Source organism: Variovorax sp. GW821-FHT09B05, from assembly GCF_059418265.1.
Window position 1 is genome coordinate 765,768 of record NZ_JBWKPN010000001.1, and the last position, 15,681, is coordinate 781,448.

The following is a 15,681-nucleotide window of genomic DNA, read 5'->3' on the forward strand; positions in this document are numbered from 1 at the left end:
TCGGGGCTGGAAGGATCTTCCAATGGGTTGGAGGGTGGAAGAGGTTCCAATGGGACGGATGCTTTGGAGATCGCGAGCGCAAGCGACCGCGCCTCAGCATGGCCGGCGTCCAAAGCCTCAATGGACTACCGCGGCAGGGAACGCTGGTCGGGATAGGGGACCCTATGACGCAGCACGCCAAAGGCGACGAGCCCGCCGAGGCCGGGCAGCAAGAGAGGCAGCAGCCCATAGCCGACCCAGCTTCGTTCGGCCAGGACCGCCGCACGCCCGATCAGCACGTGGAACGCGAAGAAAAGCGTGACATATCCCGCCGTGTTGTACGTTGCATACCGTGTGTCCGGAGAGCCCGCGAAGAAGAAGCCCATCACCATAAGCAGGAAACACAGGCGTGCCCAATTCAAGGTCTTGTGCGCATCGATCAGGCGAAGTTCGGCCGCCGGCGGTGGCGTGCGCTGGAGTTCAGCCTCGGAGCCCAAGCCTGCCTTTTCCCTGCGCTCCTTCACGTAGCTGTGAAGAAACACGGTCCCGATGAATGCCATGCTCAAGCCGAGGATGACACCCCACGCACCGCCGACCACCCAGTTGATGAGCACGAAAAAAGCGGCGAAGGTGGCGATGCGAAATCCGATATTCATCCTGGTTCCCTCCTGGTTTCAACGTCCAGAAATCCGGGTCGTTTCGTGCATTGGGTGACGCGCCACGCGCGCTCATCGAAGCTTGATTTGCCACAGCTTCGGCACGGCCTCTGCCCTCAACCGCCGTGGCTCTCGCTCGGCCCTTCAGTCCCATCGGCATTCCAGAAGCGCCACACGCCGACTTCGCGCCCATCGCGATAGTGGCCCTCGGAGGCCAGCCGGCTATCGGGATGGAAGTCGCGCCAGAGCCCCTCTTCCTTGCCGTCGACGTAGTGGCCTTCCGATGCCACCGTGCCGTTCTCGTGATAGGCCACGAACAAGCCATGCCGGATCCATCGCGTCCTGTCGGGCGACATCACCCTCGCGTAGCGGAATCGGATGGTTCCCGATTCGTAGAGGATCTCGGCGATGTTGAGGTCGGGGTCGGCGGTCATGTCGTGGTTGCTGAGAAACGCGTTGACAGGCGGATGGTAGTGGCGGCCAATGGAATCGCCAGAATCCTGCCGCAGCCGCGAGCGCTCACGGTGCCGGTCGAACGCCGAGTGCTTCTTCCAATTCCTCATCGGGCACGAACGACCCGATCAAGGCCTCCCGCAAGCCAGTGATGGCATCTTCAGCCAACACGAGCTTCGCGTGCTCCGCTTGGAGGACATGGTAGTAGTCCAGGCGACGCGCATCGACCAACGCGACGTAAGGCACGCCATTCCTGGTCAGCACCTTCTCCGAGCCGCTTTCGACCACCGCCGTGGCGAGTGCAAAAAGACGAGCGCGCGCCTCGCTGATGGGAACAACGTCTGATGCCGTCGATGTCATTTCGCCGAGTCTGATAAGGATTGCGTCGACGTCAGTCTAGCAACCGCCGAAGCACTCTCCGCGTCAGGCGCGCTCGACCCGTCCACCCACGACCTGCACCGTATGCTCCCCCAGCATCGGCGCCCTCGCCTCCCGCTTCACCCCGCGCTCGCCATTGAAGCGGATCGGCTCCACCACCGCGCGGTAGCTGCCCAGCGTGGGATGCGCATGCGTCGCCAGCAGCCCCTGGTGTTCGACCTGCTCGTCGTCGAACACCTCCTCGATGCCGCGCACCACGGTGCATGGCACGCGCGTACCGAAGATCGCTTCCCATTCGCGGGCACCGTGCCGCATCAGCGCGGCGCGCAACTGCGGCACCAGCTCGGCCTCGTTGGCCTTGCGCAGGCGCATGTCGGCAAAGCGCGGATCGCGCGCCAGATGCGCGAGGCCCGTGAGTTCGCACAATGCCTCCCAGAACGGCGGGGTCTGGGCCTGCAGGTAGACGTAGCCTTCGCGCGTGGGGTGGATGCCCGAGAGCGCGCCGCCGCGCAGGTCGCGGTCGACGCCGGGGCCCTCGCCTTCGGCCCACACCATGCGACCCGCCTGCATGGCGAGCGCCGCTTGCAGCAACGAGGTATCGACGCGTTGCGGCAGGCCGGTGCGTTCGCGCTGGAACAGCGCGGCGCAGATGCCGGTGGCGATCAGGCTCGCGCCGTAGAAGTCGACGGCCGATCCCCACACCACGCGCGGCTCGTCGCCCGGATAACCCTGTGCCCTGGCGATGCCGGTGCGGCATTGCAGTACCTGGTCGAAGCCGGGGCGCTGCGCCTGCGGACCGTCGGGGCCATAGCCGGTGAAGCTGCAATAGATCAGGCGCGGCTGGATCGCGGTCAGCGTGTCGCAGTCCAGCGCCAGCCGCTCGGCCACGCCGGGGCGGAAGTTGTGCAGCACCACGTCGGCCTGAGCCACGAGCCGGTGGCAGGCCTCGCGGTCCGCGGGCTGCTTGAGGTCGAGCACGATGCTGCGCTTGTTGCGGTTCACGCCGATGAAGGCGCGGCTCTCGCCGGGCAGGGTCGAGGGGTAGTAACGCATCGGGTCGCCCTCGGGCGCCTCGATCTTGATCACGTCGGCGCCGAGGTCGCCCAGCAGGCTCGCGCCGTAGGGGCCCGCGATGTAGGTGGTGAAGTCCAGCACCTGGATGCCGTCGAGTATCTGTTGCGCCATCGATGTGGTCGTTTCGGGTCGTGGGGGGTGATGAAGAACTAGGCGAGCAGGCGCCGCGCGCGATCGACCATGGGGCGATCGATCATGCGGCCATCGAGCCGCAGCGCGCCCAGGCCCTCGGCGTCGGCGCGGGCATGCGCCTCGAGCACCTTGCGGGCCTGCGCGATCTCGGCCTCGGTGGGCGCGAAGACACGGTTGAAGACCTGCACCTGCGCCGGATGCACGGCGGGCGTGCCGCCGAAGCCGAGACGGTGCGACAGCCGCGCCGCGTCTTCGAGCGCGTCCAGGTCGTCGAGCTCGGCAATGGAGGCGGCCAGTCCCCAGCAGGCCAGGCCCTCGGCAGCGGCGCACATGGCGACGCGCGCCGCCGCGGGCACCAGCAGGTCGGCATGCGGCGGCCGGCCGATCGCGGCCGCATAGTCCTCGGCACCGAAGCCCAGCGCGCGCAAGGCGGGATGGGCGGCCGCGATCGCATCGGCGCGCAGCACGCCGCGCGGGGTTTCGATCAGCGCGACCAGCGAGCGCGGTCCGTTCGAGCCGCGCTCGCGCGCATGCCGCTCGAGGTGCACGACCGCCGCGCGCACCTCGCTCGGCGACTCGACCTTGGGCAGCATGACGGCATCGACGCCCGCGGCGACACAGGCCTCGAGGTCGGCATCGAGCAGTTCGGCCTCGGCATTCACGCGCGCCATCAGCGGCAGGCCGGTGCCGCGCAGCGCGCCGGCCGCATGCGCCAGCGCGAGCCGCGCCTCGGCCTTGCGCTGCGGCGCGATCGCGTCCTCGAGATCGAGGATCAGCGCCTGCGCGCCGCGCTCGCCCGCGCGCGCGAAGAAGCGCGGCTCGAGCACCGGCACGAACAGCGCGCAGCGAATGCGGTGGGCGTCCATCGGCGGCTCCTCAATCGGCGGTGATGCCCAGGCGGGCCACCACGCCTTCCCACACCGGCGCGTCCTTCAGCATCTGGGTGCGGAAGCTCTCGACCGGCATCACCAGCGGCTCGGTCTCCATGCTCGCGAACTGGGCCTTGACCTCGGGCGAGGACATCACGGCCGCCATCTCGGTGCTGATGCGCTCGACGATGGGCGCGGGCAGCTTCGAGGGACCGAACAACCCGCCCATGGTGTTGAGCGTGAGGCCGGGGTAGCCGAGCTCGGCCATCGTCGGCACCTCGGGATAAGTGGCCAGGCGCTGCGCCGAGGTCACGGCCAGGGCCCGCAGCCGCCCGCCGCGGATCAGCGCGCCGGCGGCGATCGGCGAGTCGGTCGAGAACAGCACCTGCCCACCCGCGAGGTCGGCCAGCGACTGCCCGCTGCCCTTGTAGGGCACGTGGGTGGCCTTGGCATGGACCTGCTGCAGGTACATCTCGGTCGCCAGGTGCGTGAGCGTGCCGGTGCCGGAGGACGAATAGCTCGATGGCGCCGCGGCCAGCCGCTTCGTCAGTTCCTGCAGGCTGCGCGGGCTGTCGGGCTGGGTGCCGACCAGCACCATGTAGGGGCTGCGCAGCGCCGCGGCCACCGCGGTGAAGTCGCGCAGGTGGAACTTCGCGTTGCGGTTCATCGCGGGCACCACCACCAGCGGCGCGGTGGTGCTCAGCAGCAGCGTGTAGCCATCGGCCGGCTGGTCGAGCACGAACTGGTGGCCGATGATGCCGCCGCCACCGGCCTTGTTCTCCACGTACACGCTCTGCTTGAGCCGCTCGCCGAGCTTGCTCGCGAGCAGGCGCCCGATCACGTCGCTGCCCGAGCCCGTGCCCTGCGTCACCACCAGCCGGATCGGCTTGCTCGGGTAGGTGTCGGCCAGCGCCAGCGGTGCCCCGCCGGCCAGCGGCAGTGCGGCGCCTGCGGACAGCGCGCGGATAAAGTCTCTACGATGCATGCGTTTGTCTCCAGTGGCGTCTGCTTCGCCTAATTAGTCGAATATTCGAATATTATCTCTTCATGGCGCATCCAACAAGTGCCGGCGCGGCGTTGACCATCCAGGACATCGTCGACGCCATCGTCCGCGAGATCGACGAAGGCCGTTATCCCGTCGGCAGCCTGCTGCCTTCCGAAGCCCAGTTGCAGGCGCAGTTCGGTGCCACGCGCTACCGCCTGCGCGAGGCCATGAGCGCGCTGCGCAAGCTCGGCGTGATCGATTCGCGCGCCGGCATCGGCACCCATGTGCTGGCGCGCAATCCCACGCCCTTCTTCGTGCATTCGCAGCAGACGCTCGAAAGCATCATGGAGGCCGCGCGCACCACGCAGCTCAAGCTGGAGCGCGCCGGGCTCGTCGCCGCCGACGAGCAATTGGCCGGCCTGCTGCAGGCCGAGCCGGGCAGCCAGTGGCTCTTCCTCGACACGCTGCGCTACCTGCGCGGCGAAGCGCGCCCCACCGGCGCGCTGTGGCTCTACATGCGGCCCGAGTTCGCGGGCGTGGCCGAGCGGCTGGAAGCATGGAACGGCCCGGTCTTCAAGCTGATCGAGCGGCTCTACGGCGTGGGCGTCGCGGTGGTGGAACAGGAGATCGACGCGGCGCCACTCGAATCCCGCCTGGCCGAGCGCCTGGATGCAGTGCCCGGCTCGCCCTGCCTGCAGGTCACGCGCCACTGGTTCGATGGCGCGGGCAAGCTGGTGCAGTGCTCGGTCGGCCTCTATCCGCAGGGACGCTCGCGCTATCGGTCGCGGCTGCCGCTCGCGAGCCTCTGAGTTCGCACGGCCGGGCATCGGGCGCCACCGATGCCCAGGCTGTCGGTGTTCACCTAAGGTGACCGCCTTAACAACCAGGCGTCTTCTGCGCGGCGTGGGTGGGCTATAGCATTTTCGGCTTCACCCATAACGAGACATCAATGAAGCGCCTGTTCACGATCGCGATCGCGGCCCTCGCCGCCCTTCCTGCGTTCGCCGAGTATCCCGACAAACCGATCATGATCGTGGTGCCCTTCGCGGCCGGCGGCCCCACCGACAAGGTGGCACGCGACTTCGCCGAGGCGCTGCGCAAGCCGCTGGGCAACGTGGCGATCACCATCGACAACACCGGCGGCGCCGGCGGCACGCTCGGCGCCGCCAAGGCGGCGCGCGCGGCCAACGACGGCTACACGCTGATGCTGCACCATGTGAGCATGGCGACCTCGCCCTCGCTGTACCGCAAGCTGCCCTACAAGACCCTCGAGGGCTTCGAATACCTGGGCCTGATCAACGAAGTGCCGATGACGCTCATCAGCTCAAAGTCGGTGCCCGCGAACAACTTCACCGAGCTGCGCAAGTGGCTCGAGACCAACGGCAGCAAGACCAACCTCGCCAACGCCGGCATCGGCTCGGCCTCGCACCTGTGCGGCCTGATGCTGCAGAGCGCGCTGAAGATCGCGCCGCAGACCATTCCCTACAAGGGCACGGCACCGGCCATGACCGACCTGATCGGCGGCCAGGTCGACATCATGTGCGACCAGACCACCAACACCACCGCGCAGATCGAGGGCAACATGGTCAGGGCCTATGCCGTGACCACGCAGCAGCGCCTGAAGACGCCGGTGCTGGCCGCGCTGCCCACGCTCGACGAGAGCGGCCTGAAGGGCTTCAACGTCAGCATCTGGCATGGCCTGTTCGCGCCCGCGGGCACGCCCAAGGCAGTCACCGACAAGCTCAATGCGGCGCTGAAGGTGGCGCTCAAGGACCCGGCCTTCATCAAGAGCCAGGAAGGGCTCGGCGCCGTGATCATCACCGACGCCCGCGTCAACGGTCCGGAGCACAAGAAGTTCGTCGAGACCGAGATCGAGAAGTGGGGCGCGGTCATCAAGGCGGCCGGCCAGTACGCGGACTGAGCATGGACCGCGCCATGACGACGAATCCGAACCGCCTGCGCCTGCGGCTGATCGCCCTGGCGGCGCTGGCGGCGCTCGCGGGCGCCGCCGCGGCCGCCTCGCCGAAGTTCTCGGTCGAGCTCGTGGGCGGCCGCATCAAGGGCGACGACACGCTGAAGGTGCGCCAGGGCGACCAGGTGCAGATCAGCGTGGTCAGCGACCAGCCCCTGGTGCTGCACCTGCACGGCTACGACATCGAGGCCCAGGTGACGCCGCCCGCGCCGGCGCTGCTGAGCTTCAAGGCCAGCCTCGCGGGCCGCTTCCCGGTGCACGAGCATCGCCACGGCCCGGGCAACCACCGCGCCGTGATGTTCATCGAAGTCCATCCCTAGGCGCGCCCTGAAAACGCTTCGCTTCGGGACCGGTCTCGCGATCGCGTGCGCCTCGGCCGGCGCGCGGGCGCACGGCTTCGGCCAGCGCTTCGACCTGCCGCTGCCGCTGTGGCTGTGGCTCACGGGCGCCGGCGCGACCCTCGTGCTGACCTTCGCGGCGCTCGCGCTGTTCGCGCGGCGCCACGACTTCGGTTCCTCCTTCCTGCGCGACACCGACCTGCTGCGCTTCGCGCCGCTGCGCCGCATCGCGCATCCGGTCGCGGCCGTGCTGCGAGCGCTGGGCTGCGCGCTGTTCGTGCTGACGCTGGCCACCGGCTTCCTCGGCAATTCCGACGCCTATGCGAACCTGATCGTCACGATGGTCTGGGTGCTGTGGTGGGTCGGCATGGCCTTCTTCTGCGCGCTGGTCGGCGACCTGTGGGAGATCGTCAACCCGCTGCCCACGCTGTACCGCGCCGCCGCGCGCCTGGTCGGCGGCGGCCGCGAATCGCTGGGCCTGCCCTGGCCGAAATGGCTGGGCGCCTGGCCGGCGGTCGCGCTGTTCTTCGCCTTCGCCTGGACCGAGCTGGTGTGGCAGGACAAGGACCTGCCCTCCGCCCTCGCCGGCGCCCTGCTGGGCTATGCGTTGCTGAGCTGGGCCGGCATGCTGCTGTTCGGCGTGGAGGCCTGGCGCCACCGGGCCGATGCCTTCGCGATGGCCTTCCGCGTGCTGGGCCGCTTCGCGCCGCTCGAGCTGCGTGGCTCGACGCCGACCGAGCCCGCGCGCCTGCGGCTTCGGCCCTACGGTGCGGGGCTGCTGACGACCGAGCCGGTGCCGAATTCGGTGGCGGCCTTCGTGCTGCTGATGCTCGCCACCGTCACCTTCGACGGCTTCCACGAAACCCCGCTGATGGACCGCATCGGCACCGCCGCCCAGACCTCGCGCACGGTGGCCGAGACGCTGTTCACGCTGTCTTCCGCGACCGGCATGGACGAGACCCAGTGGCTCAACAGCGTCATGCTGCTGCTGTTCCCCGTGGCCTTCGTGCTGATCTTCCGCGGCGTGGGCGCGTGGATGCTGCGCCTGGCCGGCAGCACCGAACGCGCGGCCGTGAATGCCATGGTCTGGAGCCTGGTGCCGATTGCCGTGGCCTACCACCTCGCGCACTATGCCTCGCTGCTGCTGACAACAGGGCAGTTCATCGTTCCGCTCGCCTCCGATCCCTTCGGCTGGGGCTGGAACCTGTTCGGTACGCGCGGCCGCACGGTCGACCTCGGCATCGTGAGCCCGGCCGTCTACTGGTACACGGCCGTGACGCTGATCGTCGTCGGCCATGTGCTCGCGGTGGTCGTCGCCCATGTCGAGGCCACGCGCCGCTTCGCGAACCACCGCGCGGCGATGCTGAGCCAGTTGCCGATGCTCGTGCTGATGGTGGCCTATACGAGCCTGAGCCTCTGGATCATGGCGCAGCCGATCGTGGGGTGAGCGGCGTCAAGCCAAGGCGGCCTGGCGCTTCAGAAAGCTCTCGACCACACCCGCGAAGTACGACGGATGCTGCTGCATCGGGTAATGACCGCAATCGGGCACCACCTGCAGCTCCGCGTTCGGATGCCACGCAAGGAAGGTGTGCTTCATCGCCTCCGCATCGAGCCCCGGATCCCTATCGCCGACGACGACCAGGAACGGCGTTTCTAGCCCCCGCACCTCGTCGGCGAAATCGGCCGTGACCAGCATGTCGAGGTAGCGCCTGCGGCACGCGGGCGCCACCGCCTCGCGGCGGTGCCGCAGCTTCTCCTCGACCCATTCGTCGGGCAAGCCCCCGCCGACGAACCTGAACAGCCGCCGAAGCGCGTTGTCATCGTCGGCCGTGCTGGCAAAGAAGGCCAAGGCCTCCGGACCCAGCCTGTTGCCGGCAGCTGAAACCGGGCACACGGCGATCGCGCTCGCGATGCGCGAAGGCGCGTCCGCCGCGAGGCGTTGCGTGACCATCCCGGTCATCGAATGGCCGAGGACATGGAAGCCCCGCCAGCCGAGGCGGTCGGCGAGCGCGAGGCAGTCCGCGGCGATCTCCTTCACCGTGCACTCGCCCGGCAGCGCGATCGACAGCCCATAGCCGCGCAGGTCGGCGAAGACATGGGTGAACGCCTGGCCGTCGAGCCAGGGCAGGAGCGCGTCGTAGTTCGCGTGATCGCCGAGCCAGTCGTGCAGGACCAGCACGCGGATCGGCCCATGGCCATGCCGGACGTATCCGAGGCCGGCGTGCGATGCGGGGCGAATCTCGAGGGCTGCTTTCATCTCTGGGTTCCATGGAAGTTGCGGAACAAAAAGAAAACGCCCTCCCGGCGAACCGGGAGGGCGTTTTGAAAGTGCCGCGATGTTATCGACCGCGCGAGCGAAGGTCAACAGACATGCGCGGTCCTTGGCATCTTCAGCTCTTGAGGTTCGCCACCGCCAGCTTCCCGCCGCTCTGCAGGTAGCCATTGGTCGTGAACGAGCAGCCTTCGGTGCAGCTCAGCGAGAAGAAGCCCTTGTTGCCGCCATTGTCGGTCACCTGCAGGCGGAACTTCGCGGGCTGGCCGTCGAAGCTGCCGTCGGCGTCGATCTGCACCGAGTTGCTGGTGGCCGTGACCTGCGCGCCATCGGCGTCGATGGCCGAGCCCAGGCGCGTCACCGCGCCCAGCTGCACCTTGTTGCCCAGGCCTTCGATGCTCAGGCTGACGCTAGCGCCCTTGCTGTCGCGGCCGGCCTTCAGCGCCACCGTGATGTCGCCCTGCGCGGTCGCCACCTTGCCGCTGACGTTCGCGCTGCGGCTCATGCACGGGTTGTACTGCGGGTTGGTCAGCTCGAGCGAGACCAGGCCACCCTGGTTCCAGCCGGTGTAGTAGAGGCAGTTCTCGGCGTCGTAGCGCGGGTCGGGACGCGTGAAGTCCATCTTGCTCGGCGTGTTGCGCCGCGCGACGTAGTAGCCGATCTCCTTCGGGCTGGTGGGATCGGTCCAGTCGGCGAAGCGGATGCCGCCCGATGCGGCCGCGTAGACGGCCACGCGCATGTGGTTGCGGTCGTCGAAGTTCAGGTAGTGGACCATCGGGACGTTGCCGCCCTCGGCCACCAGCGTCGGGCAGACGCTGGCCTTGTTGGCATCCTGCTCGTAGGTGCCGACGATCTTCGGATGCTTCTCGTCCGAGATGTCGATCATGCGGCCGAAGCTCTGCTGCTTGCACTGGTTCGGCAGGCCGTTGGTGTCGCTGGTCGTCAGGGCGTACGACTCGTCGGTCGAGACGATGTACTCCTTGCCATTGACGTGCCGCACCCATTCGGTGGCGTGCGTCGCGGCCGTCGAGGTCATGCGCGCATAGCCGCCCTGCTCGAACTCGGGGTTCGGCTGCTGGTCGCACCACGAGAGGAAGCTGACGTACTTCAGCTTCGGATCGGCCGCGCGCTTGACGATGTCGCTCGAGTCCATGATCAGCAGGCCGTTGGCGCAGGTCTGGTCGCGCCAGAAGGTGGTGGTGGGCGTGGGCAGGTTGCCGGCCACCTGGCCGCCGCCGCCGTACACCGCGAGATAGAGCCGCGTGCCGTCGGGGTTGGTGCTGACGTCATGGATGTTGGTCGCGGCCATGATGCGCCAGTTCTTGTTGTTCTTCACCTCGTCGGGCAGCTGCGAGCGGTTCCAGCTCAGCAGCAGCTTCGGGTTCTTCGGATCGTCGAGGTTGGTGATGTGCAGGTCGACGCGCTTGTTGTCGATGGTGTAGTTGGCGAAGTTGTCGTCCGTGGGCGAGGTGCCGCCGGTGATGAGCGTGGTGCCGCCGTCCTTGGCCGTGGTGCCGAAGGGCACGCCGTACCAGGTCTTGCCGTCGGGCGAGAGCCAGCCGTCGTGGTGGCCGCCCGAGGACTGGTAGCTCGCGTTCAGCGGCACCGGGTGCAGGCAGTCGCTGACGTCGTAGACGTCCACCATCTTGTTGTCCTTGTAGCCGGCCACCAGCAGGTCGCCCGACAGCTCGAGCCCCGAGTAGGCTTCGAGCGCGGCCGGAGTGCGCAGGATCTTGCCGTTCGGGTTGACCGGCGTGGCGGCGGTGGTTTCCTCGCCCCACTTGTTGGTGCTCGTGGTCTTGACGCTGGCCGACGGCGCGGTGCCGACGACCGTGGTGTCGCCGCTCGCGGGCACGACCTGCATCTTCGTCGGCGTCTTCATGTCGAACACGATGATGCCGGTGGTCAGCGCGGCATCGCCGCCGGCCGCGCCATCGCGGTTGGAGGCATAGGCGCAGCGCGTCGAGCCCTTGGCCTTGATCTGCAGGTCGCCGAAGGCGCCGCGGCCGAACAGCGTGTTCTGCGCGACCTTGCGCGCGCCGCACCAGTAGCCCTGGAAGCCATCGGGATTGGCAGTGGCGTCGTACATCGCCGACTTGGGGATGTGGCCATTGACGCCCGGCTCTCCCTGGTCCCCGGGGCCGGGCTCGCACAGCCGCGGCGGTGTCACGTAGTCCTGGGCCACAGGCCCGGTGTCGGTGGGCGGCTGGTCGGTGGATCCCGCGGGTGGCGGTGCGGAGCCGACGATGAGCGGCGCGCTGTCGTTGCTGCCGCCGCACGCGGCGAGCAGCAAGGCGCTGGCGAGGGCGCCAACCAACAGCAGGTTGGCTCTGGGGGCTTGTCTTCTCTTCATGGTTCTTCTTTCTCTGTCAAAAAACACGGGGCCAGGGGAAAGTCTTCGCGTCAATGTCCGAAGGGGGCGGGGTCGCCCGCGAATGCCGGTTCCACGTCCGGCTCCGGCGGGTGGGCCGGGCGGGAAGGCAGCGGCGATGCGACGGTGCGGTCGGTCTCGATCACGACCGACTGCCCCGCGCCCGCGAGCACGACGCTGTCGGGCTGGATCGCGCTGACGGTCAGGCCCTCGACGTGGCCACCGACACGCAGTTGCAACAGCTGCGAATCGCCGGCGCGGCGCATCAGCGCGAAGCTGTCCACGCCATCGGCCGCCACGACCGTGCCGACGAGCTTGAAGGCCGAGACCGACAGCGCGGCATCGATCGGCTTCGCGGCCACCGGCACGGGCTTCGGTGCCGGTGCCATCGCAGGTGCGGGAGCCACAGCGACCGGCGGCATCGGCACGATGGCCTCATCGGACGACGGCCACCACCACGTGGCCGACAGCGCGACGGCGAGCACCGCCACGAGCCACCAGGGCCAGCGGATGCGATGCGTCACGGAAGCCTGCATGGATGTCGATGTGGTTGTGGAGTGGGCGCAGAGATTAGTTGTGAAAGTCCTGCGTCAGAAGACGACCAACGGTTAAAACGTTCGTCGCAGGTGAGCACGTGCATCGCCTTGCCAGGCTCGCTGCAAACCCTCGCCGACATTGGCGTTGCGGCACCGACGTCACGCGTTTTCCGCGCGCGCGGACATCGATCGCAACGCGTGGCCCTCCCTTGCGCGCGCGCGCCGCGTCGATAACATCGCCGGCTTCTTTGAATGGAGGCAAGGGACAGCGATGTTGCTGACGACATGGATCCTCGCCGGCGCGCGGGCCTCGGCCATGGCCGCGGCCCTGCTGCTCGCACAGCACGCGGTGGCCGGCCACGACGCGGTCGACCCCGCGCTGCGGCGCTTCACGGCCAAGGTGACCGGCGTGGGCCAGGCCGGCAAGGCGGGCCGCATCGCTACCTTGCGCTTCGAACCGATCGGCCCGGGCATGGTGGCGCCCCAGCGCAACGAGATGCGCGGCTGGCGACTCACCTTCATCCGCGGCAAGATGTTCGGCCGCACCCTGTGGCTCAAGAGCAATACGCCCGACGAGCTCACGGTGCGCGCCACCGATCCCTCGATGGAAGGCGTGAACGCCGGCGACATCGTCATCATCGAATTGATCGACCCCAAGCTGGTCGACCCTCATGCGTAGGCTGCTGCTCGCCGCCACGAGCCTGGTCCTGGCCGCCGCGGCGGGAGCGCAGACCGTGAAGCTGCCGGCCGACGCGGTCGACGGCTTCCACGCCGCGCTCAAGCGCAAGGACACGGGCGGTGCGCTCTCCTACCTCGACCGTTCATTGGTGGTGTTCGAGTTCGGCGTCACCGACCCGACGATCGAGGCCTATGCGCTGAGCCACCTGCCGGGCGACATCGACATGGCGGCCGTCTCCACCTGGACCCTGCAGACACGCCGCCTCGGCGGCAGCGGCAACGAGCGCTGGGTGCTCAGCACCTACCACGTGACCGGCAAGCTGCCCGACGGCAAGCCCATCGACCAGGTGATGCAGGAGACCGCGATCGTGCGCCGTGCCGGCGACAGCTTCCGCATCGTCCACCTGCACTGGTCGAGCGACAAGCTCTGGGCGCAACCGCCCCGGCCCGCCGCGCCCTGAGCGCAGCGCGGCCCCTCACAGGTCGAAGCGCAGTTCGGCCGTGTAGGTGCGTTGCGGGTACGGGTGGAAGTTCCAGTAGCGGTCGTTGTTCGCGTTGTCGATGCCGAAGGCCGCCGACCACTGCTTGTCGATCTGGTAGCGGACGCGCAGGTCCACCGTGAAGTAGCGGCTCGCCCCGAAGTAGGCGAAGGCGTTGACGTCGCTGTTGTCGAGGTTCGAGTACTGCCGGCCGCTGTAGCGCGCGGCCACCGTGAAGGCCCAGCGCGCATCGGGCTTGTAGGTGGCGTAGGCCGTGGCGCGCCAGCGCGGCACGCGCGGCTGCCACTTGCCCACCGCCGCCGGAAAGGCCGCGTCGGCCACCGTCTTCGAATCGGCATAGGTCAGGCTGCCGCCGAGGTCGAGGCCCTGGATGCCGACGTCCTGCCCGGTGTAGGCAAGCTCCACGCCGGTGGTGCGCATCCGATCGACGTTCTGCACGCGCGAGACGGTCGAGTTCGGGATCAACTGGCTATAGAGCGCGTTTTTCGTGGTCTCGTGGAACAGCGTGGCGCGCAGCAGGCCGTTGCCCAGGTCCTGTTCGGCCGTGAGTTCGCCGGTCCACGACTTCTCGGGCTTGAGGTTCGGGTCGTTGACGAACGAGAGCGCGCCGCCCGAGGTCGCGCCATAGAGTTCGCCCACCGTCGGATAGCGCACCGCGCGGCCCACCGAGGCCTTGATCACCGTCGAAGGCGCGAGCTGGTAGGCCAGGGCGGCCTTGGGCGAGAGGTCGGACTCGCTGCGCGAGGCATAGGGCTGCGCACTCGTGGCCGTGGCGGTGAAGCCGTCCGTGGCCTTCCACTTCTCGTAGCGAAGCCCGAGCACGGTCTTCCATTGCGGCGCGAAGGACCACGCGTCCTGCGCCCAGGCGCTCAGCGTCTGGCTGCGCCCGCCCACCTGGCTCACGGGCGTGAACGCGGGGCCGTCCTGCCAGTCGCCGAGCACGTTGGTCTTGGCGATGACCAGCTTGTAGGCATCGCGGCCGACACCGAAGTCGACCACGTGCGCACCGCCCACGCCCTGCGGGCGCCAGGTGCCCTTGGCCGCGAGCGTGTTCCAGCCGGTGCCGCCCTGGTCCTGCAAGGTGCCGGCACCGCCGAGGGCCGCCAGCGGCAGCGCGACCGTGGGCGAGCGCTGCGTGTCCTTGGCGTAGTCGTAGAGGCTGGCGGCCACCTCCCAGTCGAAGGCGCCCTGGGTGTTGCTCTTGACGGACAGCCCGTGCATGAAGTGCGTGGCGCGGTCCTCGGTCCACGGAAAGGCCGTGGGCGCGAGCGTGAAGCTGCGCCCGCCGATATTGACCGGCCCGCTGTAGACCGGCTGGCCGCGTGCATCGACGAGATAGCTCTCGCTCTGCCCGCTGCCCGCGTTCTGCCACCAGCCGAGCGTGTAGCTCGCGCGCAGCGTGGGCGAGATGTCGTAGGCCAGCTTGAGCTTGGCGTGGTCCTGCACGGTGCGGTACTGCGTGCCCGCGCCGAGGATCAGCCACGGGGCGTTGGTGGTGTTGAGGCCGGGCACCGCGCCGAACACCGGCGTTCCCGCGCCGCTGGCCACGGTGGAGGCCAGCGTCGCCGTGGTGAAGGTCAGCGGCTGCCCCTGGCTGTCGGTGCGGTTGACGTCGATCCACCATGACCAGTCGCCGCTGCGGCTGCCCAGCGAGGCGCTGGTCTGCCAGCCGTTGAAGCGCTTCTTCGTGCGGTAGAGCTCGTTGGGCTGCGAGGAGAAGCCCGCCTTCACATGGGCCTCGAGCTTGTCGGGCATGCGCGTCACGTAGTCGACCACCGCGCCCGCCGAGTTGCCCGGGTACGCGGCCGAGAACGGGCCGTACATCACGTCGACCCGCTCGATCTCCTCGGCCGTGACCAGGCCCCAGCGCGGCGCGAAGTTGGTGCCGTTGGCGATGCCGTTGCCCAGGTAGTTCGACAGCAGGATGCCGTCGGCATAGACGGCCGAGCGCGCGCTGTTGCCGGTGCCCGAGGCGCGCGTGGAAAGGATCGCGTGGTTGTAGTCGCCGATGTAGCGCTTGCGCACCAGCAGGCTCGGCAGGTACTTGAGCGCGTCCTCGCTGTCGGTGGCGTTCACGCGCGTCTCGATCTCGGCGCGCGTCACGCCCTCGATGGTGGTGGGTATCTGCGTGGGCAGCGAACTCGGCCGGGCGCCGGTGACCGTGACGATGCCGAGCGACCTGGCGCGCTCGGGCGCGTCCTGGGCCATGGCATCGGTTGCAACGCAGGGAAAGGCCGCGACCAGCGCGAGCGACAGGAGGGACCTGTTCATGAAGGCCTGGCGCGATCTGTAGCGGGAAGTCGCATGTCTCTGTTCTTGTTCGGATGCGCCGGCGCCGCGGCGCGAAAGCGGCAGAGGTTAGTCGCGGCCCGTGGCGCCCCGGAAGGACATCGGCGGTTAACTCGTTCACCAAAGGTGGGCACATGTCATCGGCTCCCGATGCACCGCGAACGCCGCAAACCCGCATGGATGCTGGCGTTTCCCTCGT

At 68.6% G+C, this 15,681-nt stretch carries 16 protein-coding genes; 6 read left to right on the plus strand and 10 right to left on the minus strand.

The window, feature by feature from the left end; all coding sequences use genetic code 11:
- Positions 1–125: 125 nt before the first annotated feature.
- From AC07RM_RS03170 to AC07RM_RS03195, 6 genes are all read right to left on the minus strand, one after another.
- Positions 126–635 (minus strand): hypothetical protein, encoded by a 510-nt coding sequence (locus tag AC07RM_RS03170; RefSeq protein WP_495332921.1) that lies wholly within the window; start codon positions 633–635, stop codon positions 126–128.
- A 116-nt stretch (positions 636–751) separates the two neighbouring features.
- A complete protein-coding gene (locus tag AC07RM_RS03175; RefSeq protein WP_495332923.1) occupies positions 752–1,069 on the minus strand; it encodes a toxin-antitoxin system YwqK family antitoxin in 318 nt (105 codons plus the stop codon).
- Between the two features lie 85 nt (positions 1,070–1,154).
- Positions 1,155–1,448: a type II toxin-antitoxin system Phd/YefM family antitoxin gene (locus AC07RM_RS03180; protein WP_495332925.1), complete on the minus strand. Its 294-nt coding sequence runs from the start codon at positions 1,446–1,448 to the stop codon at positions 1,155–1,157.
- 63 nt (positions 1,449–1,511) lie between these two features.
- Complete coding sequence (locus AC07RM_RS03185) at positions 1,512–2,651, minus strand: CaiB/BaiF CoA transferase family protein (RefSeq protein WP_495332927.1); 1,140 nt, start codon at positions 2,649–2,651, stop codon at positions 1,512–1,514.
- A gap of 38 nt (positions 2,652–2,689) precedes the next feature.
- Entirely contained in the window at positions 2,690–3,538 is an 849-nt protein-coding gene (locus AC07RM_RS03190; protein ID WP_093347180.1) for an HpcH/HpaI aldolase/citrate lyase family protein, read from the minus strand.
- A gap of 10 nt (positions 3,539–3,548) precedes the next feature.
- Positions 3,549–4,526 (minus strand): Bug family tripartite tricarboxylate transporter substrate binding protein, encoded by a 978-nt coding sequence (locus AC07RM_RS03195; RefSeq protein ID WP_495332929.1) that lies wholly within the window; start codon positions 4,524–4,526, stop codon positions 3,549–3,551.
- Positions 4,527–4,588: 62 nt separating this feature from the next.
- On the opposite strand from AC07RM_RS03195, the gene AC07RM_RS03200 reads away from it, so the two are divergent.
- The 4 genes from AC07RM_RS03200 (at position 4,589) to AC07RM_RS03215 (ending at position 8,283) form a co-directional block, all read left to right on the plus strand.
- Positions 4,589–5,335, plus strand: a complete 747-nt coding sequence (locus tag AC07RM_RS03200) for a GntR family transcriptional regulator (protein WP_093347174.1) — start codon at positions 4,589–4,591, stop codon at positions 5,333–5,335.
- 140 nt (positions 5,336–5,475) lie between these two features.
- A complete protein-coding gene (locus AC07RM_RS03205; RefSeq protein ID WP_093347169.1) occupies positions 5,476–6,447 on the plus strand; it encodes a tripartite tricarboxylate transporter substrate-binding protein in 972 nt (323 codons plus the stop codon).
- A 14-nt stretch (positions 6,448–6,461) separates the two neighbouring features.
- The gene (locus AC07RM_RS03210; protein ID WP_495332931.1) at positions 6,462–6,818 is read left to right on the plus strand and encodes a hypothetical protein; all 357 of its coding nucleotides are present in this window, start codon (positions 6,462–6,464) and stop codon (positions 6,816–6,818) included.
- Positions 6,819–6,960: 142 nt separating this feature from the next.
- Positions 6,961–8,283, plus strand: coding sequence for a hypothetical protein (locus tag AC07RM_RS03215; protein WP_495332933.1), 1,323 nt, complete (start codon positions 6,961–6,963; stop codon positions 8,281–8,283).
- 6 nt (positions 8,284–8,289) lie between these two features.
- On the opposite strand, the gene AC07RM_RS03220 is transcribed toward AC07RM_RS03215, so the two are convergent.
- The 3 genes from AC07RM_RS03220 to AC07RM_RS03230 all read right to left on the minus strand — a co-directional run bounded on the left by AC07RM_RS03220 (position 8,290) and on the right by AC07RM_RS03230 (position 12,015).
- Positions 8,290–9,093, minus strand: coding sequence for an alpha/beta fold hydrolase (locus AC07RM_RS03220; RefSeq protein WP_495332935.1), 804 nt, complete (start codon positions 9,091–9,093; stop codon positions 8,290–8,292).
- A gap of 133 nt (positions 9,094–9,226) precedes the next feature.
- Entirely contained in the window at positions 9,227–11,461 is a 2,235-nt protein-coding gene (locus AC07RM_RS03225) for an LVIVD repeat-containing protein (protein ID WP_398496808.1), read from the minus strand.
- Between the two features lie 50 nt (positions 11,462–11,511).
- A complete protein-coding gene (locus AC07RM_RS03230) occupies positions 11,512–12,015 on the minus strand; it encodes a hypothetical protein (protein ID WP_495332937.1) in 504 nt (167 codons plus the stop codon).
- Between the two features lie 271 nt (positions 12,016–12,286).
- On the opposite strand from AC07RM_RS03230, the gene AC07RM_RS03235 reads away from it, so the two are divergent.
- Together AC07RM_RS03235 and AC07RM_RS03240 are read left to right on the plus strand one after the other, a co-directional pair.
- A complete protein-coding gene (locus tag AC07RM_RS03235) occupies positions 12,287–12,694 on the plus strand; it encodes a hypothetical protein (protein ID WP_093347152.1) in 408 nt (135 codons plus the stop codon).
- Positions 12,687–13,154 carry a YybH family protein gene (locus tag AC07RM_RS03240; protein ID WP_495332939.1) on the plus strand — a complete coding sequence of 156 codons (468 nt, stop codon included), beginning with the start codon at positions 12,687–12,689 and terminating at the stop codon, positions 13,152–13,154. Before AC07RM_RS03235 ends, AC07RM_RS03240 begins: the two co-directional genes overlap by 8 nt.
- Positions 13,155–13,169: 15 nt before the next feature.
- On the opposite strand, the gene AC07RM_RS03245 is transcribed toward AC07RM_RS03240, so the two are convergent.
- The gene (locus tag AC07RM_RS03245) at positions 13,170–15,464 is read right to left on the minus strand and encodes a TonB-dependent receptor (RefSeq protein WP_495332941.1); all 2,295 of its coding nucleotides are present in this window, start codon (positions 15,462–15,464) and stop codon (positions 13,170–13,172) included.
- Between the last annotated feature and the right edge of the window lie 217 nt (positions 15,465–15,681).

Coding starts and splice junctions, on each gene's coding strand:
- AC07RM_RS03170 (WP_495332921.1), bottom strand. CDS start 635: ATGAATATCGGATTTCGCATCGCCACCTTCGCCGCTTTTTTCGTGCTC.
- AC07RM_RS03175 (WP_495332923.1), bottom strand. CDS start 1,069: ATGACCGCCGACCCCGACCTCAACATCGCCGAGATCCTCTACGAATCG.
- AC07RM_RS03180 (WP_495332925.1), bottom strand. CDS start 1,448: ATGACATCGACGGCATCAGACGTTGTTCCCATCAGCGAGGCGCGCGCT.
- AC07RM_RS03185 (WP_495332927.1), bottom strand. CDS start 2,651: ATGGCGCAACAGATACTCGACGGCATCCAGGTGCTGGACTTCACCACC.
- AC07RM_RS03190 (WP_093347180.1), bottom strand. CDS start 3,538: ATGGACGCCCACCGCATTCGCTGCGCGCTGTTCGTGCCGGTGCTCGAG.
- AC07RM_RS03195 (WP_495332929.1), bottom strand. CDS start 4,526: ATGCATCGTAGAGACTTTATCCGCGCGCTGTCCGCAGGCGCCGCACTG.
- AC07RM_RS03200 (WP_093347174.1), top strand. CDS start 4,589: ATGGCGCATCCAACAAGTGCCGGCGCGGCGTTGACCATCCAGGACATC.
- AC07RM_RS03205 (WP_093347169.1), top strand. CDS start 5,476: ATGAAGCGCCTGTTCACGATCGCGATCGCGGCCCTCGCCGCCCTTCCT.
- AC07RM_RS03210 (WP_495332931.1), top strand. CDS start 6,462: ATGACGACGAATCCGAACCGCCTGCGCCTGCGGCTGATCGCCCTGGCG.
- AC07RM_RS03220 (WP_495332935.1), bottom strand. CDS start 9,093: ATGAAAGCAGCCCTCGAGATTCGCCCCGCATCGCACGCCGGCCTCGGA.
- AC07RM_RS03225 (WP_398496808.1), bottom strand. CDS start 11,461: ATGAAGAGAAGACAAGCCCCCAGAGCCAACCTGCTGTTGGTTGGCGCC.
- AC07RM_RS03230 (WP_495332937.1), bottom strand. CDS start 12,015: ATGCAGGCTTCCGTGACGCATCGCATCCGCTGGCCCTGGTGGCTCGTG.
- AC07RM_RS03235 (WP_093347152.1), top strand. CDS start 12,287: ATGTTGCTGACGACATGGATCCTCGCCGGCGCGCGGGCCTCGGCCATG.
- AC07RM_RS03240 (WP_495332939.1), top strand. CDS start 12,687: ATGCGTAGGCTGCTGCTCGCCGCCACGAGCCTGGTCCTGGCCGCCGCG.
- AC07RM_RS03245 (WP_495332941.1), bottom strand. CDS start 15,464: ATGAACAGGTCCCTCCTGTCGCTCGCGCTGGTCGCGGCCTTTCCCTGC.